The organism is Actinomadura verrucosospora, assembly GCF_039540335.1.
GTDB lineage: Bacteria > Actinomycetota > Actinomycetes > Streptosporangiales > Streptosporangiaceae > Spirillospora > Spirillospora verrucosospora.
The window spans coordinates 55,000-75,985 of the sequence record NZ_BAABEV010000033.1 but is presented as its reverse complement, the minus strand read 5'-3'; the positions used below and the strand labels follow the sequence as shown (position 1 = coordinate 75,985).

Below are 20,986 nucleotides of genomic sequence, written 5' to 3'. Positions count from 1 at the left end.
ATTGTCAACAATCAACGCGGTGGACCGCGGCCCCGGCCACCGCAGTGGGATATGTGCTGCAAGACCGTCGCAACCCGTGCCCAGCAGGGCCAGGACGGATCCCAGAGCGCTCTAACAGCCCCCGTCGGGGGTGTGGGGGGACGTCGTCCTCCCACGAACATGGAGAGTCCTTCGGGTGGCGACGCTCTCGCCCACCCCTGTTCACGGGGAGGTCAGCATGCCCAAGCTCATGACCATCACTCTGGAGCGCCGCGGCGTCTCCTGTGTCGCGGAGCTCCTGGAGAAGGATGCGCCGAGGACCTGCGAAGCGGTCTGGAACGCTCTACCGCTCGGAGGCGAGGCCTACCACGCCAAGTACGCCCGCAACGAGGTGTACACGATGGTCGAGCGGTTCTCCGAGGAGGAGGTCGGCCTGGAGAACCCCACCGTCACCCCGATCCCGGGAGACGTCGTCTACTTCTCCTTCCCCGGCGGGATGCTCGACCGGAAGTTCAAGGAGGAGAAGAACATCCACGCCCTGCCCGGCGTCATCGACCTCGCGATCTTCTACGGCCGCAACAACCTGCTGCTGAACGGGGACGTCGGCTGGGTCCCCGGCAACGTCTACGCGACGATCGTCGACGGCCTGGACCGCATGGCCGAGGCGTGCAACGACGTGTGGCGGTCCGGCGGCGTCGGCGAGCGCCTCCTCTACGCGCGCGCAGAGTCCTAGAGTGGCGGCCGCGCAGATGACATTCGACCCCTCGCTGGTCGTCGGCCCAGAGCTGCTCGCCCAGCACGGCATCGGGGTGGTCGCGCCTTTCGACTTCGCCCTCGACCGGGAACTGTGGCGCTGGACGCCCGACGACGTGTCGCTGTTCATGACCCGGCTGCCGTACGTGCCGGTCCCGGTCACGGTGGAGATGGCCTCGGCGCTGTCGGACCAGTCGATCGTCCGGCAGGCGACCCGCGACGTCCTGGCCCCCGAGCCGCTCGCGGTCGCCTACGCGTGCGCGTCGGGCAGCTTCATCCGCGGCAAGGCGGGCGAGCTCCAGCTGCACGAGTCGATGCTGCGGGCCGGCGCGCCGGTCTCGACGACGACCTCGGGCGCGCTGGTGGAGTCGCTCCGGCTGCTCGGCGCCCGGCGCATCTCGGTCGTCACGCCCTACATCGACGCCGTCACCGAGCGGCTCGTGTCGTTCCTCGGCGAGCACGGCGTCGAGGTGGTGTCCTCGGTCGGGCTGGGGCTGCTCAGCCACATCTGGAAGGTCGGCTACGGCGAGATCGTGTCGGCGGTGTCGGCGGTGGACTGCCCCGAGGCCGAGGCCGTCTTCATCAGCTGCACCAACGTCCCGACCTACGACATCATCGCGCCGCTCGAGCAGATGATCGGCAAGCCGGTCCTGACCGCCAACCAGGTGACGATGTGCTCGGCGCTGCGCGCCATGGGCCGGTCGGCGTCCGGTCCCGGACAGTCCCTGGTCGGCCTCGCTCCCTTCACGGCGGCCTAGCCGCCATGATCTCCAAAGGTAGGATTGTCGACAACATGCGCCAGAACGGGTTGCGCGCGGGGTTCCTCTACCCCGGCTACAGCGCCGAGGACGACTACCCCGCCATCGAGCGCGCCCTCGGGGAGGTCAGCCTCCCGGTCGTGCACACGCTGATGCGCGAGGACGCCCACCGCGTCGACGCGCTGCTGGACATCGGCGGCGCCGACGTGCTCGGCGACGGGGCCCGCACGCTCCGCGGCCTCGGCGTGAAGGCCGCCGTCTGGGCGTGCACCAGCGGAAGCTTCGTGTTCGGCTGGGACGGCGCCGCGCAGCAGGTCGCGGGGGTGCGCGAGGCGGCGGGCGTGCCCGCCTCCAGCACGTCGTTCGCGTTCGTCCACGCGGCGCGGGCGCTCGGCGTGACCCGGGTCGCGGTCGCCGCGACCTATCCCGCCGACGTCGCCGAGCGGTTCGTCGCGTTCCTCGCCCACGCCGGCATCGAGGTGGTGGCGCTGTCCTGCCGGGGCATCGTCACCGCCGCCGAGGTCGGCACCCTCGGCCGCGACGAGGTGCTGGCGTTCGTCGCGGCCAACGACCATCCGGACGCCGAGGCGGTGCTGGTGCCCGACACCGCGCTGCACACGGTGTCCTGGCTCGACAAGCTGGAGGCGCGGGTCGGCAAGCCGGTGCTGACCGCCAACCAGGTGAGCGTCTGGGAGGGGCTGCGGCTCGCGTCCGGCCCCGAGGGTCTCCCGCCGCGCACCGGGCTGGGCCGGCTGTTCTCCGTCCCCGCCGCCGCCCCCCTGCACGGGCGACATGCCTGGCAGACATGAGAAGACGAAAGGGAACCGCGCATGGGCCGACTGGGTGAGCTGGAGCCTGTTCCCCGCAAGTCGACGGTGGAGATCGTCTCGGACGAGCTGCGTTCGGCGATCATGTACGGGTCGCTGGAGCCCGGCGCGCAGCTCGGCGAGGCCGAGCTCGCCGCGCGCCTCGGCATCAGCCGCGGACCGCTGCGCGAGGCCATGCAGCGGCTCGTCCAGGAGGGGCTGCTCGTCAGCGAGCCGCACCGCGGGCTGTTCGTGATCACGCTGGACGAGGGGGACGTGGAGGACGTCTACCTCGCCCGGCTCGCGATCGAGCGCGAGGCCTGCCGGCTGATCATGGACCGCAACCGGGGCGAGGCGGTGGCCCGGCTCACCGAGGCGCTGGAGGCGCTCGTGGCCGCCGCCCGCGAACGCGACCGGGTCGCGATGAGCGACGCCGACCAGGCCTTCCACGAGGTGCTGGTCAGCTCGTCGGGCAGCCCGCGGCTGGAGCGGATGGCGCACACGCTGCTGGTGGAGACGCGCATGTGCCTGAACGCGCTCCAGGACACCTATCCCGAGCCCGCCGACCTCGTTGAGGAGCACCGGCGGCTCGTCGACGCGATCGGCGACGGGGAGGAGGAGCACCTGCTCACCCTCATCGAGGAGCACATGACCGACTCCATCCAGCGGCTCCGCGAGTCCTAGCGACCGGCCCCGCCACGCGGGGCCGCGGGCCCTGGACAACGGACCCGGGGCCACCTAGATTGCAGATTGTCGACAATCTACCGGAGGGCCGTATGGCGACGCTGTCTCCCCTGCTCAAGCAGGCCACCCCCGTCCTCGCCGAGCGCGGCGAGGGCGTCTACCTCTACGACGCCGAGGGCCGCCGGCACCTGGACTTCACCGCGGGCATCGGCGTCGTCAACACCGGGCACTGCCACCCGCGCGTGGTCGAGGCCGCGCAGCAGCAGGTGGGCACGCTCGTCCACGGCCAGTACACGACCGTCATGCACCGGCCGCTGCTGCGGCTGACCGAGGCGCTCGGCGAGGTGCTGCCGGAGGGCCTGGACTCGCTGTTCTTCCTCAACAGCGGCAGCGAGGCGGTCGAGGCGGCCATCCGGCTGGCCCGGCACGCCACCGGCCGGCAGAACATCGTCGTCTTCCACGGCTCCTTCCACGGCCGCACGATGGGCGCCGCCGCGCTCACCACGGCGGGCACGAAGTTCCGCGCCGGGATCGGCCCGCTCATGCCGGGCGCCGCGATCGCGCCGTTCCCCCAGGCCTACCGGTACGGGTGGCCGGAGGAGGAGGCGACGCGGTTCGCGCTGCGCGAGCTCGACTACCTGCTCGCCACCGCGAGCCCGGCGTCCGACACGGCCGCCTTCGTGGTCGAGCCCGTCCTCGGCGAGGGCGGCTACATCCCCGCGCCGCCCGCCTTCCTGGAGGGCCTGCGCGAGCGCGCCGACCGGCACGGCATCCTGCTGGTCGTGGACGAGGTGCAGACCGGGTTCGGGCGGACCGGCCGGTTCTGGGGCCACGAGCACTCCGCCGCGCGCCCCGACGTCCTGATCACGGCCAAGGGCCTGGCGAGCGGGTTCCCGCTGTCGGCGATCGCGGCGCCGGAGGCGCTGATGGCCAAGGCCCGCCCGGGGTCGCAGGGCGGCACGTACGGGGGCAACGCCGTCTCGTGCGCCGCCGCGCTCGCCACCCTCCGGGTCATCGCCGACGAGGACCTGGTCGGCAACTCCGCCGTGCAGGGCGCGCGGCTGAACGACGGGCTCCGCAAGGTCGCCGCCGACCACCCGGCGATCGGCGACGTGCGCGGGCTCGGGCTGATGCAGGCCAGCGAGTTCACCACGCCGGACGGCGAACCCGACGCCGCCGCGGCGGCGCGGGCGCAGGGGGCCGCCGCCGAGCGCGGGCTGCTGCTGCTGACCTGCGGCGCGTACGGCAACGTCGTCCGGATGATCCCGCCGCTGATCGTCACCGCGGAGCAGATCGACGACGGCCTCGCCCTGTGGGCGGACGCCGTCGCCGACGCCCTCGGCTAGGGGCCGCGCCTCAGGGCGGGTCCTTCGGGCCCGTCCTGCGGTAGACGATCGTGAGCGCCACCACCACCACGACCAGGGCCGCCAGGACGATCCCGCCCTTGATCAGGCGGTCCGCCAGCAGTTCGACGACCACGTCTCCGTCGCCGGCCGCCGGCATCACCGGCCCCCTCCCGTCCCGCGGGTGCCGCTCCGGTCGAGGTAGTGCAGGACGCCGCGGACGGCCAGCCGGCCGAGTTCGGACCGGCCGCCGCCGCGCCGCGCGTCGAGGCCGCCTCGGCCCTGGCCCGGGCGCGGACCCGGGCCGGCCGCCGGGCGGTCGGCCCAGGCGCGCAGGACCGGCTCGACCAGGCCCCGGGCCCGGCCGAGCCGGCCGCGGCGCTTCAGCATGATCGCCACGCTGAACACCGCGACGACCAGCAGCGCGATCCCGGCGACGATGATCGCGAAGCGGATCAGCAGGATGTTCATCACCTCGTCCATGTCGACCTCCCCTTCGGCCCGACTTCCTTAGCACGACCGTGCCAAAAACGACTGTAGCATGAGCGTGCTATAAAAGAGCGGTGCCGAAGATCGTCGATCCCGAGGCCCGCCGCCGCGAGGTGGCCGAGGCCGTGTTCCGCGTCGTGCGCCGCGACGGCCTGGACCAGGCGTCGCTGCGCACCGTCGCCGCCGAGGCGGGCCTGGCGATCGGGTCGGTCCGGCACTACTTCGACGGCCAGGCGGAGATCATGATCTTCGCGATGCGCACGTTCGCCGAGCGGGCCGGCGAGCGGCTGCGGCTGCGCGCGGCCCGGCTCGCGGCCCCCGGCCCCGCCGCGCGGCCGGGCGAGCACGCGGCAGCCGTGGAGGCGCTGTTCGCCGAGCTGCTGCCGCTGGACGCCGACCGGCGCGAGGAGGCCGAGGTGTGGCTGGCCTTCACGGCCGGCGCCCGCACCCGCCCCGAGCTTCGCCCGCTGGCCCGGGAGATGCACGACGACCTGCGCTCGATCGCGACGCGGGTCCTGCGGGCGGCCCGCCGCGCCGGCGCCCTGCGCCCCGACCTGGACGTCGAGGTCGAGGCCGCGCGGGTGCACGCGCTGGTGGACGGGCTGACCTCGCACGCCGTCCTGCGGCCCGACGCCGCCGGCCCGGCGGAGCTGCGGGCCGTGCTGCGCCGGCACGTCAGCGAGCTGACCGGCGTCCCGGCGGGAGACCTGCCCGCGCCGCCCGGCCCGGAGGACCTGCGCGCCGGCGGGTGACGCGCCGCCTGCTAGATTCCGAACCTCGTTCTACACGAGGAGGCGCGTTGGACCCCTGGCAGACCCCGGAGCGCGCGGCGCTGCGCGCCCTGGTCCGCGACTTCACCGCGCGGGAGATCGTCCCGTTCCTCGCCGGCTGGGAGGACGCGGGCGAGCTGCCCCGCTCCCTGCACGCCCGCGCCGCCGAGGCGGGACTGCTCGGGGCGGGGTTCCCGGAGGAGGCCGGCGGGTCCGGCGGGGAGCTGTTCGACGCGCTGATCGTCGCCGAGGAGATCATCCAGTCCGGCGGGTCGGGCGGCGTGGTCGCCTCCCTGTTCACGCACGGGATCGCGCTCCCCCACATCATCGCCTCCGGGGACGAGGCGCTGATCGAGCGGTTCGCGCGGCCGGCGCTCGCCGGGGAGCTGATCGGCGCGCTCGGCGTCACCGAGCCGGGCACCGGGTCGGACGTCGCGGGCATCCGCACCACCGCCGTCCGCGACGGCGGGCACTACGTCGTCAACGGCGCCAAGATGTTCATCACCTCGGGCGTGCGGGCCGACTTCGTCACCACGGCGGTGCGCACGGGCGGGCCCGGCTTCGACGGCATCTCCCTGCTGGTCGTGGAGAAGGGGACCCCGGGGTTCACCGTGTCGAAGCCGCTGCGCAAGATGGGCTGGCTCTGCTCGGACACCGCGGAGCTGTCGTTCGACGGCGTCCGCGTCCCGGCGGAGAACCTGGTCGGCGCGGAGAACAGCGGGTTCCTGCAGATCGTCGAGAACTTCGTGACCGAGCGGCTCTCCCTCGCCGTCCAGGCCTACGCGACGGCGCAGCGCTGCCTGGACCTCACCCTCGCCTGGGTGCGGGACCGGGAGACGTTCGGGCGCCCCCTGGCCTCCCGGCAGCTCGTCCGGCACAAGATCGCCGAGATGGCGCGGCAGACCGACGTCGCCCGCACCTACACCCGCGCCGTCGCCGAACGGCACGCCGCCGGGGAGGACGTCCTCACCGAGACCGCCTACGCCAAGAACACCGCCGTCCTGGCCTGCGAGCACGTCGTGCACGAGGCCGTCCAACTGCACGGCGGGACGGGGTACATGCGCGAGTCGGAGGTGGAGCGCCACTACCGCGACGCCCGCATCCTCGGCATCGGCGGCGGCACCAACGAGATCATGAACGAGATCGCCGCGAAGCGCCTCGGGCTGTGACGCCGGAGGCGGCGCGGCGGCGCCCGGCGGTGAGAGGGGAGCCCGCCGGACGCCGCCGTCTCCGGGTCAGCCGAGGGGGTTCGCGCAGTCGATGGGCCAGTACGGACCCCAGACGTCGAGCGAGTTCAGCACGAATCTGATCATCACCGGGTCGAAGGCGATGCCGACGTGCGCGTTGGTGTCGTTCGGGCACTTGTCCTGCAGCAGGACGTTCTGCGCGTTGGAGCCGTTGAGGAACTCCGAGGTGTAGGGCGTGACGACCTCGTCGTACTTGGTGGACAGCACGATGTAGGTCGGGCCGGGCACGGTGTCGCCGCCCTCGTTCAGCTTCTTGAGGAAGTCGGAGCCGACGATCTGCTGGCCCGCGGCCGGCGCCGCCTTCACGACCGCCTGCGTGATGCCGAGCAGGCTGCCCAGCTCCACCAGCCCGGACATGTTGGTGCCGTGGTTGGACGGCACGACGCCGACCAGCTTGTTCACCTTCGCGGCGCCGCCGAGGAACTTCATGTAGTACCGCGGCATCATGCCGCCCTGCGAGTGCCCGACGATGTCGACCTTGGACGCCCCGGTGGCGGCCGTGACCCTGTCGACGAACGCCGCCAGCTCACCGGCCGACGTGGGGATGTCGCCGATCCCCTGGACGGGGCCGTCCTTGGGGCCGCCGTAGTTGAGGGCGTAGACGCAGTACCCGGCCTTCTTGAGCGCCGGAGAGAGCTTCTGCCAGTTGAAGGCCATGTTCTCGAACGTGCCGTGCACGAGCACCACGGGGCGCGGGTGGAGGAACGAGGGCTTGCAGTTCCAGTCGTTCGCCCCTTGCGGGCTCGTCTCGGCGTGCGCGGCGGGCGCGACCGTCCCGGCCAGGCCGAGGGCGGCGGGGACCGCCGCGGCGATGACCGCCCACGAGCGGAGTCGTGTGAAACGCATGAGCATCTCCCTAATGCGGGCACGACGAACCAGGCCGGCGTCCGGCCTTTCCTGTCGCCGTGTTGATCGGGGGTGGGGTGCCCACAAGGTACGACCGCGTTCCGGCGCAGTCTTGTGGAATGACCACCGGTTACCGCGAGGGAATTGTCAGCCGATTCACAAGCGATCCGCCGCGGCCGTGTCCGGACGGGCGCGGCCGCGGGCCCGGTCAGGCCTGGGCGACGGCGCCCTCCTTGAGGAGGGTCTCGGCGTCGTCGAAGCCCAGGTCGTCCAGGACGGCCCTGGTCTGGCCGCCGGGGAGGACGGGGACGCCGTCGGTCTCGGCCGGGGTCCGGGAGAAGCGGGGGGCCGGGGCCGGCTGGCGGTGGCCGGCGAGCTCGGGGAAGACCTCGCGGGACGTGTTGAAGGGGTGCTCGGCGGCCTCGGCCAGCGACAGGACGGGGGCCACGCAGGCGTCGCTCGGGACGAAGACCTCCGTCCACTCGTCGCGGGTCCTCGTGCGGAAGGCGGCGGCGAAGCGCTCGCGCATGGCGGGCCATCGTTCGCGGTCGTACTGGGCGGGAAGGTCCTCCCCGTCGACGCCGAGCCGGCGGAGGAACTCGGCGTAGAACTGCGGCTCGATGGCGCCGACGGCCATGTGGCGGCCGTCGGAGGTCTCGTAGACGTCGTACCAGGGGGCGCCGGTGTCGAGCATGTTGACGCCGCGGCGGTCCTCCCAGATGCCGCCCGCGAGGAAGCCGTGGATGAAGGTGGACAGGTGGGCGGTGCCGTCCACGATGGCGGCGTCGACGACCTGGCCGCGCCCGGTCGTCCGCGTCTCGAGCAGGGCCGCGAGGACGCCGGTGACGAGGTACATGCTGCCGCCCGCGAAGTCGCCGAGCAGGTTCATCGGGACCTGGGGCGGCCCGCCCGCGCGGCCGATGGCGTGCAGGGCGCCGGTGATCGCGATGTAGCCGACGTCGTGGCCGGCGGTGTGCGCCAGCGGCCCCTCCTGCCCCCAGCCGGTCATCCGCCCGTACACCAGGCGCGGGTTGCGGGCCAGGCAGTCGTCCGGGCCGATGCCGAGGCGCTCGGTGACGCCGGGGCGGAACCCTTCGAGCAGGACGTCGGACTTCTCCACCAGGCGGAGGACGACGTCCTTGCCGCGCTCGCTCTTGAGGTCGACGGCGATCGACCGCTTGCCGCGGTTGGTGAAGTCGGTGCCGCCGGCGGCCTGCCCGTCCCGGACGGCGGAGGCGCGGTCGACGCGGATCACGTCGGCGCCGAGGTCGGCCAGCAGCATCGCCGCGAACGGCCCCGGCCCGATCCCGGCCAGCTCGATCACCCGTACTCCGGAGAGCGGCCCGTTGCCCATCTGCGACTCCCTGAATCTCGTTCGGTGCCCCCAGTGTGCCCGATCGAGGTAAGCGGGTGCTGACCCGACCCGCCCTATCGGGCGGTGAGGGTCACGGCCGTGCCGGGAGTCCCCCTGCCGACGAGGAGGCGGTCGCGCGTCGCGGCGCCCCGGACCCCCTCGGCGTGCGGGGCGAGACCACGTCCCGCCGCGGCCACGTAGTACCAGCGGCCCGACGCCGCGCGCCACCACGTCCCGCTGACCGGACGCTGGACGTCGCAGGCGCCCGTGGCCCGGTTCTCCGCCCCGAGCAGGGTCGCGAAGGAGGCGGCGCCGCCGTCGGCGTACGCCACCCGGGTGCAGGTCCAGTCGGCGCTCTCCCCGCCGTGCGGCAGCGTCCCCGACCAGAAGTGGGACGCCGTGGCCGCGGAGAGGGGCCGCGAGGACGCGGGGACCGCGCAGGCCAGCCTCTTCCAGAAGGCCCGGGCGGTGCGGCCGAGCACGGCCGGGCGGTCGGGGCCGCCCGGGCGGCGGACCGGCGGGCGGTAACCGAGGACGGCGGCGCGCGGGCCGCCGAGGCCGCCGACCGTGCGCGCGCCGAGGTGGAAGAGCGGGCCGCGGCCGCAGCCGGTGCCGGGACGGACGGGCGCCGTCACGCCGCCGGACGCGGCGAGCCGCCCCCCGGCGAGGGTCTCCGGCCGGGCGTCCCAGGGCGACAGGAGGTAGCGCCCGCCGCCGAGGGCGATCGGCGCGGACGGGTCGGCGCCGATCGCGGCGACGTCCAGGCGCCCTGAGGCGTAGCGGGCCAGGCGCCCGCCGCTGCGCATCACCGCGAGCGGCACGCCGTCCACGGTGCCGGCGTACAGCAGTTGCGCGACGCCGCTGTCGGGGCGGCGGCCCCCGGGCTCGGCGGCCCACACGGCGGCGCCGCGGCGGCCGAACGCCCGGTCGCCGGCGAGGTCGCCGCGGGCGGGCCAGACGTCGAGGGAGCGGGCGCCGCGCGTCCAGGCGTCCGGCGCCGCCGTGACGAGGCCGAGGCCGCGGGCGGACGCCTCGCGGGCGCCCTCCCGCTCCGTCACCAGCAGCGCGCCGACCAGCGCGGCGGTGAGGAAGACCGCGGCCGCCAGAGGGATCACCGAGCGGGTGCGGACGGGGCGCAGCAGCTCCGCCTCGAACCGGTCGCCGCGGCGGGGCACCGGCACCTCGACGGCCTCGGCGGCACGGATCACCGGCCAGGGGTCGCGCACCCGCAGCTCGATCAGCTGGTCGCGGACGGCGTAGCGGGGCATCCCCTCGACGTTCCGCAGGACGTAGGCGACGCGGACGTGGGGATCGAGCCTGGACAGCGCCGCGGTCAGCGCCGGGTCGGGCAGGCGGGCGGGCAGCGCGCGCAGCCACGGGCCGAGGCCGATCTGCAGGCGGCGGGACGGCCGCAGCGCCCGGCGCAGCACGCGGGTGCGGCGCCGGGCGTGCCCGGCGGCGGAGCGGTCGCGGGCGCCGCGCGAGGTGGAGTCCACGATCCGGCGGGCGATCGCCAGCCGGTAGACGCGCTTTCCCCGTCCCGGCAGAACGAAATACGCCATCCGGACAAGGTCGCCATAAGCCGATTCGGTCGGCGGTGTTTCCCTGTGCGGATTCGTCATGACATCGTCCGTCACGGCGGGCCACTCCCTCTGGGGCAGTTCCTTCGTCGCGAATCCCGAGGTTAGGACGGAGAGAGCCGGCACTGGAGCGCAATTGGCACAACGATTAACCGGCCGAATGGAAATGTCATCTCATTTCCGTACGATGTGCCGGAGGCGGCGGGCCCGGCCTTCCCCGCGAGAGCAGCCACGCCCGTTTCCTCCCCGTACTACGCTTGTGCCCGGGGGAACCGCCCCGGGCCGCGCCGCATCGAACGAACCAGCCGCGCACGCGCCCGCACGCGCCCCGGACGAGACGAGCGACCGAGAGGGAACCCCCGACCCATGACCGAGGACGTTCCGGGCTACCGGGTGCTTGAGCAGGTCGGCGAGGGCGGCTTCAGCGTCGTCTACCGCGCCCACCAGGAGCGCCTGGACCGGATGGTCGCGCTGAAGGTCATGTCGATCAGCGCGGTCGACGACGCGGCGATGCGGCGGTTCCAGCGCGAGTGCAAGATCACCGGTCGGCTCTCCGGGCACCCGAACATCGTGACCGTGCTGGACACCGGCACCACCCGGTCCGGGCGCCCCTACATCGTGATGGAGTACTTCGAGCACGGAGCGCTCACCGACCGGCTCGCGCGGGAGGGGCCCCTCGCGTTCGCCGAGGTGCTGCGGATCGGGGTGAAGATGGCGGGCGCGCTCGCCGCCACCCACGAGACCGACGTCCTGCACCGGGACGTCAAGCCGCAGAACGTGCTGCTGTCGCGGTACGGCGAGCCCGCGCTCGCCGACTTCGGCATCGCCCGCCTCGTCGACAGCTTCGACGCCACCCACACGCAGGCGTTCACCCCGCACCACGCCGCCCCCGAGGTGCTGGAGGGCAGGCCGCCGGGCATCGGGTCCGACCTGTACTCGCTCGGCTCGACGCTCTACCAGCTGCTGGCCGGACGGCCCGCGTTCAAGGGGCCGCCCCGCGAGGGCATCGCGCCGCTGATGCTGCGGATCCTCAACGACCCGCCGCCGCCGATCCCCCGCCCCGACGTCCCGCGGCAGGTCACCGACGTCATCGTGCGCGCGATGGCCAAGACGCCCGACGAGCGGTTCGCGAGCGCCGTGGAGTTCGCGCAGGCGCTCCAGCGCGTCCAGGCCGAGCTGGGGCTGCCGGTGACGGACGTGGCGCACGCTGGCCGCGGCGCCCTGGCGCTGTCGGACGCCGGCCCGATCCCCTCGTTCCCCGACGTCTCCGCCCCGCCGCCGGCGCCCGCCGCGCAGGCGCCGGCCCCGCCCGTCCCCGCGCCGCCGGCGCCGGCGCCCCTTGCCGCGCCGACACCGGCGCCGCCGCGGTCGCCGTGGGCGCCGAACGCCCTCCCGCCGCAGACGCGTGAGACGGCCCTCCCCCAGGAAGGTCCGCCCCCCTCCCCGGAAGCCGCCTGGCCTCCGATGCCGGTGCCCCAGGCGGGCGACCGGCCCGCGAACGGGTCCTCCACGACGCCGCACACGTCACCGCACACGACGCCGCACGGGGGCCCGCACCAGACCACGCCGCACGGGGGCCCGCACCAGACCACCTGGGACCAGCCCCGCCAGGGCCCGCGCCGCGGCCTGATCGTGGTGGGGGGGATCGTGCTCGCCGGCGGGCTGGCCCTCGGCATCGGGGCGCTCGCGCTGTCCGGCGGCGGCGACGGCAAGGGCGGGACCGCCGCCACGTCGCCGCCGCCCTCCCCGACCGCCCCGCAGGGGCAGAGCACCCAGACCCCGCCCCAGCCGATCCCGGCCTCGCAGCTCGCGGCGACCCGCCCGCGCCAGGTGGTCGCGCGGCAGGTCGGCCGGACGGCGGCGCTGCTCTGGACGCTGCCGCCCGCCGCGCGCGGGCTGCCGCTGCTCGTCCAGCAGCAGCCCGCCGGGACCCAGCCGATCGTGTCGGTGAAGGCGGGCTCGCAGTCGGCGACCATGCCGGGCCTGCGGCCGAACACGGCGCACTGCTTCAAGGTCGGCGCGGTGCTGCGCCTCAACCAGGGCCAGGCTCCGGACGTGGCGTGGTCGGCGCCCGCCTGCGTCGGCAAGGCGAAGAAGCGCCCCAAGCCGTAGCTCTCGCGGAGGGTCCGCGGGTCAGGGCGCGCACGTCCAGACCGCGGGCCCCGCGAGGCTCCTCCAGTCGCCCGGCGTGTTGACCAGGTACCCGATGACGTAGCCGGTCTTGCCGCTCCACGTGATGTTGGCGTACATGTCGCCGGCGAGGGCGGCGTCCCTGGGGTGCCTGTAGTAGACGCCCTTCTTCTGGCAGTTCACGACGACGAGCTCGCCGTTGTTGTCGGTCATGGTGGCGACGGTCGTGCCGTTGTTGGCGTCGGCGGTGGCCCGGATGTAGGCGTTTGAGTTCCCGTTGCGCTCCACCGGGTACCTGGCGGCGGGCCCGGTGAGGCTGGCGCCGAGCGTCGCGGCGGCGCCCGTGCCGGCGCCGTTCACGGCGGAGACGGTGAAGGTGTAGGGCCCGTTGGTCCACACCTCCCCGAGCGTCGCGGTCATGGCCGAGCCCGTGGCGGCGGGCACCGTCCGGGACCCCTTGACCGGGCCGTCCCAGCCGACCCGGTAGGCGGACGCGCCGGGCGGGGCCGTCCAGGAGACCTTCGCACCGGACGAGGTGGCCTGCGCCTTGAGGCCGGTCGGCGCGCCGGGCGTCACGCACGGGCGGGCGGGGTCGCTGGGCGCCGACACCTGCTCCCGGGTGCGTCCGCGGCCGTCCCGGTAGCGGACGGCGACGCGGAAGCGGTACTCGCGGGCGCAGTCCCCGCCGGTGACCGTGAACGTGAAGGGCCCGGCCCCCGGCGCGATCGCGGCCGGGCTCGCCGCGAGGCCGGACGGGACGTCCTTCAGCGCGTACCCGATGATCCCCTCGCCGTCCGAGGGCTGGAAGTCGATCCGCATCGTGCCCGCCCCGGGCGTGACCGACACGTTCAGCGGCGCGGCGCGCGGCGCGCCGGGCCGCGAGCTGCGCGGATCCGGCGGGGCGGTCGTCCGCGGCGGCTGCGGAGCGCCGCTGCCGCCGGGCTGCCGGAGGGCGCGGCGCACCGGGCCGCCCGGCACCTTGTCCCGGTACTTGTCGATGCCCTTGCGGCCGCCCTGCCCGTCGACCACGACGGCGCGCGGGCCGGACGGGTCGTTCGCCCACAGCAGGCCGTCGCGGACGAAGACGTCCAGCCGGGCGGGCCGCCCACTGACCGGGACCGGCGCCTCGAAGCGGTTTCCCGCCGAGTCGTACACCAGCAGCGCCCCGGCCGTCTCGTCGGGGATGTAGACCTTGGGGCCGAGCATCTGCGGCGGCCGGTACCGGTGCTTCGGCATGGCGAGCCGCGTGCTGGAGTACCGCCCGGTGTCGGTGTCCACGGTCACCAGCGACCCGGCTCCGGGCACCAGCAGCGGGACGGTCTTGCCCTCGGTGGCGGGCGGGGCGAGGACGCCGCCGCGGCCCGCCTGCCTCACGGTGGCGGGCAGCCCGACCGTCAGGCGCGTCCCCGACGGCTTGACGACGGTGGCGGTGGCGTTCGTGGAGTTCACGACGACCGGGTCGCCCGCGGCCATGGTGAGCGCGAGGTCGTCCCCCGGCCCGCCGACGCGGACCGGCGGCTGCGCGCGTCCGTCCTTGAACGCCGTGACCTGCCCGTCCTTCGCCACGGGCACCCACAGGGCGCCCCGCGCGTCGATGCCCGCCTGCCCGAGGACGGGCGGGAGCGTCGCGGGCGCGCCGACCGGCGTCAGGCCGACCGGGTCGATCTGCTGGAGGAGGCCCTTGACGGAGTCGACCGTGTAGGCCTTCCCGGCGCCCGCGAGGACCTGGATGCCGCGGCCGAGCGGGCGGCTCGCGCCGACGTCCAGCTGGGAGGGGTCGAGCCGGCTGACGACGCCGGTGTCCTGGTCGATGATCAGGACGGTGGCGCCGTCCTGGACGATCCTGATGTCGTGGCCGCGCATCTGCGGGGGGACGCCGGTCTTGCCGTCCACCTTGGCCGCGGGCCCGTTGACGTGCACGACGAGGCCCTTGTCCCGCGCGGTGAGCCAGGCGCCGACGTCGGCGATCCGGTACTTGGCGCTCGCGACGCCCACCCCGTAGACGACGGCGGCGATGACGAGCACGCCGGTGAGCCCGACGGCCACCTGCCCTGTCAGCCGATCACGCCGGAAGAAAACGCCCAGGCCCGCCATGTCCTGTTATCCCCCACCCATTTCGCAGGGGACACCGTAGCCGCTCGCGTCCCACCGGCGCCGGTGTTCCCGCGAAACGGCGGCGGTCAGTCTCCGCGGACGGCGGCGGCGTACTCCGCGGCGGTGATGTTGCGCCCGGACACGACCACCACCAGGCGGCCGGCGGCCTCGACCTTCCCGGCCATGACGGCGGCGACCGCCGCGCCGCCCGCGCCCTCGGCGACGAGGCCGTGCTCGTGGAACAGCAGGCGCAGCGCCGCCCGGATCTCGTCGTCGGTGACCGCCGTCAGCTCGGCGGTGCGGCCGATCACCTCGGGGGTGACGCAGCCGGGTTCGAGGTTGCCGGGCAGGCCGTCGGCGAACGTCTCGCCGACCTCGACCCGGGTGACCCGTCCCGCCGCCACCGACGCCGAGACTCCGCGCGACACCGCCGACTCCACGCCCACGACCCGCACGTCGCCGCGCTCCCGCGCCCACAGGCACAGGCCGGCGACGAGCCCCCCGCCGCCGACCGGCGCGACGACCGTGAGGGGGCCGTCCGCCTGCGCGTCGAGTTCGCGCCCGATGGTGCCCTGCCCCGCGATGACCGCCGTGTCGTTGTAGGGCGAGACGTAGTGGCCGGGCAGCGTCATCGCGTGCGCCTCGGCCTCGTCGTAGGTCGTCCCGTGCTGGACGAGGCGCACCGGGAACGCGCGGATCCTGTCGACCTTGACCTGCGACGCGCGGGTCGAGACCACCACGGTCACGTCCGCGCCCGCCCTCGCGGCGGCGTACCCCATGCCGAGGCCGTGGTTGCCCGCGCTCGCCGTGACGGCCGGCTCCCCGGCGGGGAGCGCGGCGACGGCCGCGAGCGCGCCCCGCACCTTGAACGCGCCGACCGGCTGGAACGTCTCCAGCTTCAGCAACGCGCCCGGCGCCACGCCCGACGGGACCAGCGGCGTGGGGGCGAGCTCGGCGGACACGGCCCGCCAGGCGCGGTCCAGGTCGTCCGGGCCGGGCGGCCGGACGGCGCGCACCGTCATGCCGGCTCCCCCGGCGACCCGTCCAGCCGCTCGTGGAGGCGCTCCCGGATCTCCTCGGGGGTGTAGGCGCGGCGGCGGCGCTCGGCGCGCACGACCACGGCGCCGGTCGCGGCGACCCCGAGGAACCCCGCGACGCCCAGTGCCTTCCAGAGATTCGACGCCTTCAACAGGCCGGACCCTCGCAACGTGCGCATGCGGCTACCGTAGCGACCATGCCGGGCACGAGCATCTCCCTCGCCGAGGCCGCCGAACTGACCCGCACCGGGGACGTGTGGCTGTTCCGCGGCCGGACGGTCGCCGACCGCGCCATCCAGATGACCACCAACAGCCCCGTCAACCACGTCGGCATGGCGGTGGTGATCGACGACCTGCCCCCGCTGATGTGGCACGCCGAGCTCGGCCGCTCGCTGCGGGACATGTGGACCGGCGGGCACCACCGCGGCGCGCAGCTGCACGACCTGCGGGACGCGGTGCTGGCCTGGGGGAACCGCTACGGGCAGCGGGCCTGGCTGCGGCAGCTCGACCCGCCGCCGACCCGGGCGATGGAGGACGCGGCGCTGCGCGCGGTGGCGCGGCTGGACGGCACGCCGTTCCCCTCGACGTCGAAGCTGGCGACGCGGTGGCTGCGCGGGCGGGTGCCGATCCGGCGGCCGGCCGAACGGGACCCGAACCTGGAGACGGCGTTCTGCGCGGAGATCGTCGCGGTGACGTACCAGTCCATGGGGCTGCTGCCGAAGGGGCGCCGCCCGAACTGGTTCGACCCGGGCCGGTTCTGGAGCGGGGACGACCTGGAGCTGGAGACGGGCGCGGTGCTCGGCGGCGAGATCGCCGTCAGCGTCCCCGCGTCCTGACGGCCCGGCGGTCCCGCAGCGACCGCGGGTGCAGGCGGCGCCGGAAGCGGCGCAGCCGCCCGGCCCTGGCGGTGACGAGGCGGCCGAGCTCGTCGGTGTGCCGCCACGCGCGGTCGGCGGCGCCGGGGTCCGGCTGGGACGCGGCGAACCGGCTGCGGTTGACCAGGTCGGCGAGCGGCCCGAGGTGGCCGTGGGCGTCCTCGCCGACGGCGGACGCGCCGAAGCGGGCGACCTCGTGCGCGGTCAGCGTCCGGGCCGTGGACAGGCCGACGTCGGCGAGATGGTCGAGCGCCTGGTGCCACGCGCCGGTGATGCGGGCGGCGGGCGGCCCGGCCCTCCGGCGCCGCTTCCGCAGGGCGGGGGCGAGGAGGACGGCGCCCAGGTAGCCGGCGGCGAGCGCGCCCGCCGCGAGCGCGGCGAGCACCCACCACGGCGTGGGACCGCCGTCCGAGGCGGCCGGCTTCTGCAGACCCTTCTGCGTCGTGGCGCCCGGCCCCTGGCCGCGCTGCTGGGAGGCCGCGTTCTTCTGGGCCTGCTCCAGCTTCTGCTCGGTCTCCCCCGCCGCGACGGAGTCGTTCTTCTTGGAGCGGCGCGCGCTGTCGGGGAGCGGGTTGAACCGGATCCAGCCGAGCCGGTCGAACTTGATCTCCGGCCACACCATCACGTCCCCGGACCGGACCTGGACGGTGTCGCCCGCGCGGGCGCCGCCGTCGAAGCCCACGGTGACCCGGGACGGCAGGCCGATCGTCCGGGCGAGCAGGGCGTAGGCGGTCGCGAAGTGCTCGGGCGTGCCGCGCCTGCCCTCGCCGAGGAAGTAGTCGAGCTGCCGGTAGCCGTGCCCCGGCGGGGCGGTGACGTCGTACCTGGCGTACCGCTTGAGGTACTCGGCGAGCATCGCGGCCTTCTGGATCGGCGACACGGCGCCCCGCGTCGCGGCCTGGGCGAACCTGCGGAACTCGGCGATCTGGACGGGCGGCTCCTTCGCGCCCGGACCCCACGGCAGCTCCCGCGCGGCCCTGGCCTCGGCGTCGCCGGCGACCTCCGCCCCGGCGAGGTCGTCGGCCGTCCATTCGGGGACGACGGAGTCGACTCGGTAGGTCTGGCCGGGGCGCAGCGGCTGCGCGGCGGCCAGCGCGCCGCTGCCGGGGTCGACGACGACGGGGAGCCCGGCGACCTCCCGCGGCCGGTCGGCGGCGGGCACCCACACGCCCGGCAGGTCGCGGATGGTGACGCGCTGCGCGACCTCGTGCTCGCGGTCCGGCTCCGGCCCCTCCGGAACGCGGCTCCCGGTGGGGACGAACCGGGCCGTGGACGACCAGGTCACGCCGTCGAACCGGTCCAGCACGGCGAGCCGCTCGATCTCGTCGCGCCTCGACTGGACCGTGAACATCACCTGGTCGGGGCTGAGCAGCCAGCCGCCGACGCGGTCCAGCGGGCTGACGCCGTCGCGCTGCTGCGGCGGAGGCGCCTGCACCTGCTCGCGCGGGTCGTAGGGGTCCGCGCTGACGGGGACGACGGGTCCGGCGGCGAACGCCAGCGCCCCGAGGAGGGCCGCGGCGGGGACGCCGACCAGCAGCGGCCGCCACGCGGTGCCCGAGTCGGGCCCGTCCGCGCGGACGAGGACCAGCACGGCGATGAGCACGACGGTCGCGGCGGCGAGCGGCAGGTTGGATCCGGGGCCGTCGACCCCGAGCAGCAGCGCGACCGCCCAGACGCCGAGCGCGGGCACGCAGGGCAGGGCGCGCAGCGAGGTGCGCAGCGCCAGCTCCGCCGCCGCGAACGCCGCCAGCCACACCACCACGTGGACCAGGACGAGGTACTCCGGCTTCGCGGGGGCGGGCAGCAGCGTGGTCAGGATCGACTTCCACGCGCCGAGCACGCCCTCGCGCAGCGTCTGCGGGAGCGTCCCGTCCCCGAGGGCGGGGCGCAGGACGGTCGCCGAGACCGTCGCCGCCCAGGCGAGGACGGTCAGCACCAGCGAGATCCACAGCGGCCAGGGACCCTTGTCCTTGCGCGGCCCCGACAGCAGCCCGCACAGCAGCGTCGGCACCACCGCCGCGACGGCGGCGACGGGGACGACCGGCCCGAGCCCGAACACCCGCTGGAACGCCAGCCCGGCGACGGCGACCAGGCAGGCCGTCACGGCGATCGAGGCGTACCGGGTCACCGGGCGCTCCCCAGCCGGTGCCACGCCTCCGCCAGCCCCTCCAGGTCGGCGAAGTCGACGAGCTGGACGCCGGGCGGCGCCGCCGCGGGACCCCCCGGGCGGACCCGCAGCACGACGATCCGGTCGAACCGGCTGCGGACGGCCGCGATGCGCCCGAGCTCGGCGGCGTCCGGGGTGATGACGACGAGGGACCCGCCCGGGCGCACACGGCGCACCGCGTCCACGACCGAGCCCGCCCCCTCACGCGTGCGGACGGCGGTGAGCCGGTCGAGGAGGACCTCCACGTCGTCCGGCCCGCCCCGCGTGTCGGCCACCTGGCCGTCGCCGGTGAGGATCCGGACGGGGAAGCTCGCCGACGCCGCCCCGGCCGCGACCGACGCCGCGGCGTCCACGGCGAGCTCGAAGTCGTCGGGTTCCGGCCACGAACCGGGGCGCGCCTCCAGCACGACCGTCGTCGTGGGCAGGCTGGCGTCCACGAGCTGGCGGACCATCAGCGTCCCGGTGCGCGCCGACGACTTCCAGTGGATGTGGCGCAGCTCGTCCCCGATCACGTACTCGCGCAGCGCGTGGAACGTCGCCGTCCCCGCCGGGGACCGGTCGCTGGTCGGGCCCTCCAGGTGGTAGGCGCGCCCGGACGGCAGCAGCGACAGCCGCACCGTCCTCGGCCGGACGAGCAGGACCCGCGGCGCCCCGTACTCGCGCACCCGGCGCGCCAGCCGGAGGGGGTCGGCGCGCACCAGCCGCAGCGGCCCCACCGGGATCTCGCCGCGCCGGGACGTCGGCAGCCGGTAGGTCACGGTGCGCCCGCCGCCCGGGCGCAGCCGCGGGATGTCGACCGCCACGGGCGTGGAGCCCGCCGCGTCCTCGGCGCTGAGCCCGCGCACGCCGCGCCCCTTGTTCGTCACGTGCAGGACCCCGACGGCGGGCTCGCCGCGCGCCACCCGCGCCGGCGCGATCTCCCTGCCGACCTCCAGCTTCGGGCGCGGCAGCGTCCACAGCGCCGCCGCCCCCACCGCGACCAGGCCCGCGACGGCCAGCACGGCGGGCTCGGGATAGCCGAGCCACCAGCCCGCCGCGTACAGCAGGACCGAACCGGCCGCCGTCCCCCATCCGAGCGGCGTCAGCACGTCACACCCCGGCGGCCTGCGGCGTCGGCACGTCGCCCAGCGCCTCGGCGACCACGTCGGCGCCCGAGCGCCCGCGCAGCTCGGCCTCCGGCGTGACGATCAGCCGGTGCGCGATGACGGGCACCGCGAGCGCCTTGACGTCCTCGGGGACGATGTAGGAGCGGCCGGCCGCCGCCGCCCGCACCCGCGCGGCGCGCAGCAGCGCGATGCCGGCCCGCGGGCTCGCGCCGAGCCGCAGGTCGGGGTGCTCGCGGGTGACCGCGACGACGCGCACGAGGTAGTCGTACAGCGGCGGCGCGACGTGCAGCCGCTGCGCGAAATCGATCATCCGGGCGAGGTCCTCGCGGCTCAGCACCGGCGGCATCTGGTCGAGCACCGCACCGGTCGGGGCCCCGGCGAGCAGCGCCACCTCGGCCTGGTGGTCGGGGTAGCCCATCGAGATCCGCATCAGGAACCGGTCGAGCTGCGCCTCCGGCAGCGGGTACGTGCCGTCCATGTCGACGGGGTTCTGCGTGGCGATCACCATGAAGGGGCGCGGCACCGGATGCGGGACGCCCTCGACGGTGACCCGGCGCTCCTCCATGACCTCCAGCAGCGCCGACTGCGTCTTGGGCGAGCCGCGGTTGATCTCGTCGGCCACGGCCAGGTTCGCGAAGATCGGTCCAGGGTGGAACTCGAACTCGGCCGTCCCCTGGTTGAAGATCGACACGCCGGTGATGTCGCTGGGCAGCAGGTCGGGCGTGAACTGGATGCGCGCCCACTTGGCCTCGACGGACGCCGCGATCGCCCGCGCCAGCGTCGTCTTGCCGACGCCCGGGACGTCCTCGACCAGCAGGTGCCCCTCGGCCAGCAGGCAGGTGAGCGCCAGCTCGACCTTCTCCCGCTTGCCGCGCACGACCCGCTCGATGTTGCCCGCCAGCGCCGCGAACATCTGCGCGAACCGCCCGGCCAGCGCGTCCGCGTCCACCGCCGCGTTCTCACTCATG

Annotated in this window: 20 protein-coding genes; 9 read left to right on the top strand and 11 right to left on the bottom strand. The window is 75.1% G+C overall.

The window, feature by feature from the left end:
- The first annotated feature begins 229 nt into the window (after positions 1-229).
- From ABD944_RS29495 to ABD944_RS29475, 5 genes are all read left to right on the top strand, one after another.
- Positions 230-712 carry a DUF3830 family protein gene (locus ABD944_RS29495; RefSeq protein WP_221493891.1) on the top strand — a complete coding sequence of 161 codons (483 nt, stop codon included), beginning with the start codon at positions 230-232 and terminating at the stop codon, positions 710-712.
- A 16-nt stretch (positions 713-728) separates the two neighbouring features.
- The gene (locus tag ABD944_RS29490) at positions 729-1,490 is read left to right on the top strand and encodes a maleate cis-trans isomerase family protein (RefSeq protein WP_345182343.1); all 762 of its coding nucleotides are present in this window, start codon (positions 729-731) and stop codon (positions 1,488-1,490) included.
- Between the two features lie 35 nt (positions 1,491-1,525).
- Positions 1,526-2,299: a maleate cis-trans isomerase family protein gene (locus tag ABD944_RS29485; RefSeq protein ID WP_345182341.1), complete on the top strand. Its 774-nt coding sequence runs from the start codon at positions 1,526-1,528 to the stop codon at positions 2,297-2,299.
- Positions 2,300-2,320: 21 nt separating this feature from the next.
- Complete coding sequence (locus ABD944_RS29480) at positions 2,321-2,980, top strand: GntR family transcriptional regulator (RefSeq protein WP_345182339.1); 660 nt, start codon at positions 2,321-2,323, stop codon at positions 2,978-2,980.
- Between the two features lie 92 nt (positions 2,981-3,072).
- Positions 3,073-4,326, top strand: a complete 1,254-nt coding sequence (locus ABD944_RS29475; protein ID WP_345182336.1) for an aspartate aminotransferase family protein — start codon at positions 3,073-3,075, stop codon at positions 4,324-4,326.
- A gap of 10 nt (positions 4,327-4,336) precedes the next feature.
- Here the strand turns inward: ABD944_RS29475 and ABD944_RS29470 are convergent, their stop codons facing one another.
- Both ABD944_RS29470 and ABD944_RS29465 read right to left on the bottom strand, forming a co-directional pair.
- The gene (locus ABD944_RS29470; protein WP_345182334.1) at positions 4,337-4,483 is read right to left on the bottom strand and encodes a hypothetical protein; all 147 of its coding nucleotides are present in this window, start codon (positions 4,481-4,483) and stop codon (positions 4,337-4,339) included.
- Positions 4,483-4,806 carry a hypothetical protein gene (locus ABD944_RS29465; protein WP_345182332.1) on the bottom strand — a complete coding sequence of 108 codons (324 nt, stop codon included), beginning with the start codon at positions 4,804-4,806 and terminating at the stop codon, positions 4,483-4,485. Before ABD944_RS29465 ends, ABD944_RS29470 begins: the two co-directional genes overlap by 1 nt.
- Before the next feature lie 80 nt (positions 4,807-4,886).
- On the opposite strand from ABD944_RS29465, the gene ABD944_RS29460 reads away from it, so the two are divergent.
- Together ABD944_RS29460 and ABD944_RS29455 are read left to right on the top strand one after the other, a co-directional pair.
- Positions 4,887-5,564 carry a TetR/AcrR family transcriptional regulator gene (locus ABD944_RS29460; RefSeq protein ID WP_345182330.1) on the top strand — a complete coding sequence of 226 codons (678 nt, stop codon included), beginning with the start codon at positions 4,887-4,889 and terminating at the stop codon, positions 5,562-5,564.
- Between the two features lie 47 nt (positions 5,565-5,611).
- The gene (locus ABD944_RS29455; RefSeq protein WP_345182328.1) at positions 5,612-6,751 is read left to right on the top strand and encodes an acyl-CoA dehydrogenase family protein; all 1,140 of its coding nucleotides are present in this window, start codon (positions 5,612-5,614) and stop codon (positions 6,749-6,751) included.
- A 66-nt stretch (positions 6,752-6,817) separates the two neighbouring features.
- Here ABD944_RS29455 and ABD944_RS29450 read toward each other — a convergent pair whose 3' ends face one another.
- The 3 genes from ABD944_RS29450 to ABD944_RS29440 all read right to left on the bottom strand — a co-directional run bounded on the left by ABD944_RS29450 (position 6,818) and on the right by ABD944_RS29440 (position 10,591).
- Complete coding sequence (locus tag ABD944_RS29450) at positions 6,818-7,675, bottom strand: esterase/lipase family protein (RefSeq protein ID WP_345182326.1); 858 nt, start codon at positions 7,673-7,675, stop codon at positions 6,818-6,820.
- Positions 7,676-7,883: 208 nt separating this feature from the next.
- A complete protein-coding gene (locus ABD944_RS29445; RefSeq protein WP_345182324.1) occupies positions 7,884-9,029 on the bottom strand; it encodes a CaiB/BaiF CoA transferase family protein in 1,146 nt (381 codons plus the stop codon).
- A gap of 74 nt (positions 9,030-9,103) precedes the next feature.
- Entirely contained in the window at positions 9,104-10,591 is a 1,488-nt protein-coding gene (locus ABD944_RS29440) for a hypothetical protein (RefSeq protein ID WP_345182322.1), read from the bottom strand.
- Between the two features lie 384 nt (positions 10,592-10,975).
- Here ABD944_RS29440 and ABD944_RS29435 point away from each other — a divergent pair, with 384 nt between their 5' ends.
- Positions 10,976-12,721 (top strand): serine/threonine-protein kinase, encoded by a 1,746-nt coding sequence (locus ABD944_RS29435; protein ID WP_345182320.1) that lies wholly within the window; start codon positions 10,976-10,978, stop codon positions 12,719-12,721.
- A 21-nt stretch (positions 12,722-12,742) separates the two neighbouring features.
- On the opposite strand, the gene ABD944_RS29430 is transcribed toward ABD944_RS29435, so the two are convergent.
- The 3 genes from ABD944_RS29430 to ABD944_RS29420 form a co-directional block, all read right to left on the bottom strand.
- Positions 12,743-14,833 (bottom strand): fibronectin type III domain-containing protein, encoded by a 2,091-nt coding sequence (locus tag ABD944_RS29430; RefSeq protein ID WP_345182318.1) that lies wholly within the window; start codon positions 14,831-14,833, stop codon positions 12,743-12,745.
- Positions 14,834-14,919: 86 nt separating this feature from the next.
- The gene (locus tag ABD944_RS29425) at positions 14,920-15,855 is read right to left on the bottom strand and encodes a threonine ammonia-lyase (RefSeq protein ID WP_345182316.1); all 936 of its coding nucleotides are present in this window, start codon (positions 15,853-15,855) and stop codon (positions 14,920-14,922) included.
- Positions 15,852-16,049 carry a hypothetical protein gene (locus tag ABD944_RS29420; RefSeq protein ID WP_345182407.1) on the bottom strand — a complete coding sequence of 66 codons (198 nt, stop codon included), beginning with the start codon at positions 16,047-16,049 and terminating at the stop codon, positions 15,852-15,854. Before ABD944_RS29420 ends, ABD944_RS29425 begins: the two co-directional genes overlap by 4 nt.
- 18 nt (positions 16,050-16,067) lie before the next feature.
- Here ABD944_RS29420 and ABD944_RS29415 point away from each other — a divergent pair, with 18 nt between their 5' ends.
- Positions 16,068-16,706 (top strand): hypothetical protein, encoded by a 639-nt coding sequence (locus ABD944_RS29415; RefSeq protein WP_345182314.1) that lies wholly within the window; start codon positions 16,068-16,070, stop codon positions 16,704-16,706.
- On the opposite strand, the gene ABD944_RS29410 is transcribed toward ABD944_RS29415, so the two are convergent.
- The 3 genes from ABD944_RS29410 to ABD944_RS29400 are packed head-to-tail and all read right to left on the bottom strand — an operon-like array spanning position 16,687 to position 20,985.
- Positions 16,687-18,873, bottom strand: coding sequence for a transglutaminase TgpA family protein (locus tag ABD944_RS29410; RefSeq protein WP_345182311.1), 2,187 nt, complete (start codon positions 18,871-18,873; stop codon positions 16,687-16,689). The genes ABD944_RS29415 and ABD944_RS29410 overlap by 20 nt on opposite strands.
- A complete protein-coding gene (locus ABD944_RS29405) occupies positions 18,870-20,000 on the bottom strand; it encodes a DUF58 domain-containing protein (RefSeq protein WP_345182309.1) in 1,131 nt (376 codons plus the stop codon). The genes ABD944_RS29410 and ABD944_RS29405 overlap by 4 nt, the downstream gene beginning before the upstream one ends.
- Before the next feature lies 1 nt (position 20,001).
- Positions 20,002-20,985 (bottom strand): AAA family ATPase, encoded by a 984-nt coding sequence (locus ABD944_RS29400; protein ID WP_345182307.1) that lies wholly within the window; start codon positions 20,983-20,985, stop codon positions 20,002-20,004.
- Between the last annotated feature and the right edge of the window lies 1 nt (position 20,986).

What these genes read in the sequence shown, in the direction of transcription:
- ABD944_RS29495 (WP_221493891.1), top strand. Translation starts at nt 230, where the DNA reads ATGACCATCACTCTGGAGCGCCGCGGCGTCTCCTGTGTCGCGGAGCTC.
- ABD944_RS29490 (WP_345182343.1), top strand. Translation starts at nt 729, where the DNA reads ATGACATTCGACCCCTCGCTGGTCGTCGGCCCAGAGCTGCTCGCCCAG.
- ABD944_RS29485 (WP_345182341.1), top strand. Translation starts at nt 1,526, where the DNA reads ATGCGCCAGAACGGGTTGCGCGCGGGGTTCCTCTACCCCGGCTACAGC.
- ABD944_RS29480 (WP_345182339.1), top strand. Translation starts at nt 2,321, where the DNA reads ATGGGCCGACTGGGTGAGCTGGAGCCTGTTCCCCGCAAGTCGACGGTG.
- ABD944_RS29475 (WP_345182336.1), top strand. Translation starts at nt 3,073, where the DNA reads ATGGCGACGCTGTCTCCCCTGCTCAAGCAGGCCACCCCCGTCCTCGCC.
- ABD944_RS29470 (WP_345182334.1), bottom strand. Translation starts at nt 4,483, where the DNA reads ATGCCGGCGGCCGGCGACGGAGACGTGGTCGTCGAACTGCTGGCGGAC.
- ABD944_RS29465 (WP_345182332.1), bottom strand. Translation starts at nt 4,806, where the DNA reads ATGGACGAGGTGATGAACATCCTGCTGATCCGCTTCGCGATCATCGTC.
- ABD944_RS29450 (WP_345182326.1), bottom strand. Translation starts at nt 7,675, where the DNA reads ATGCGTTTCACACGACTCCGCTCGTGGGCGGTCATCGCCGCGGCGGTC.
- ABD944_RS29445 (WP_345182324.1), bottom strand. Translation starts at nt 9,029, where the DNA reads ATGGGCAACGGGCCGCTCTCCGGAGTACGGGTGATCGAGCTGGCCGGG.
- ABD944_RS29440 (WP_345182322.1), bottom strand. Translation starts at nt 10,591, where the DNA reads ATGGCGTATTTCGTTCTGCCGGGACGGGGAAAGCGCGTCTACCGGCTG.
- ABD944_RS29435 (WP_345182320.1), top strand. Translation starts at nt 10,976, where the DNA reads ATGACCGAGGACGTTCCGGGCTACCGGGTGCTTGAGCAGGTCGGCGAG.
- ABD944_RS29430 (WP_345182318.1), bottom strand. Translation starts at nt 14,833, where the DNA reads ATGGCGGGCCTGGGCGTTTTCTTCCGGCGTGATCGGCTGACAGGGCAG.
- ABD944_RS29425 (WP_345182316.1), bottom strand. Translation starts at nt 15,855, where the DNA reads ATGACGGTGCGCGCCGTCCGGCCGCCCGGCCCGGACGACCTGGACCGC.
- ABD944_RS29420 (WP_345182407.1), bottom strand. Translation starts at nt 16,049, where the DNA reads ATGCGCACGTTGCGAGGGTCCGGCCTGTTGAAGGCGTCGAATCTCTGG.
- ABD944_RS29415 (WP_345182314.1), top strand. Translation starts at nt 16,068, where the DNA reads ATGCCGGGCACGAGCATCTCCCTCGCCGAGGCCGCCGAACTGACCCGC.
- ABD944_RS29400 (WP_345182307.1), bottom strand. Translation starts at nt 20,985, where the DNA reads ATGAGTGAGAACGCGGCGGTGGACGCGGACGCGCTGGCCGGGCGGTTC.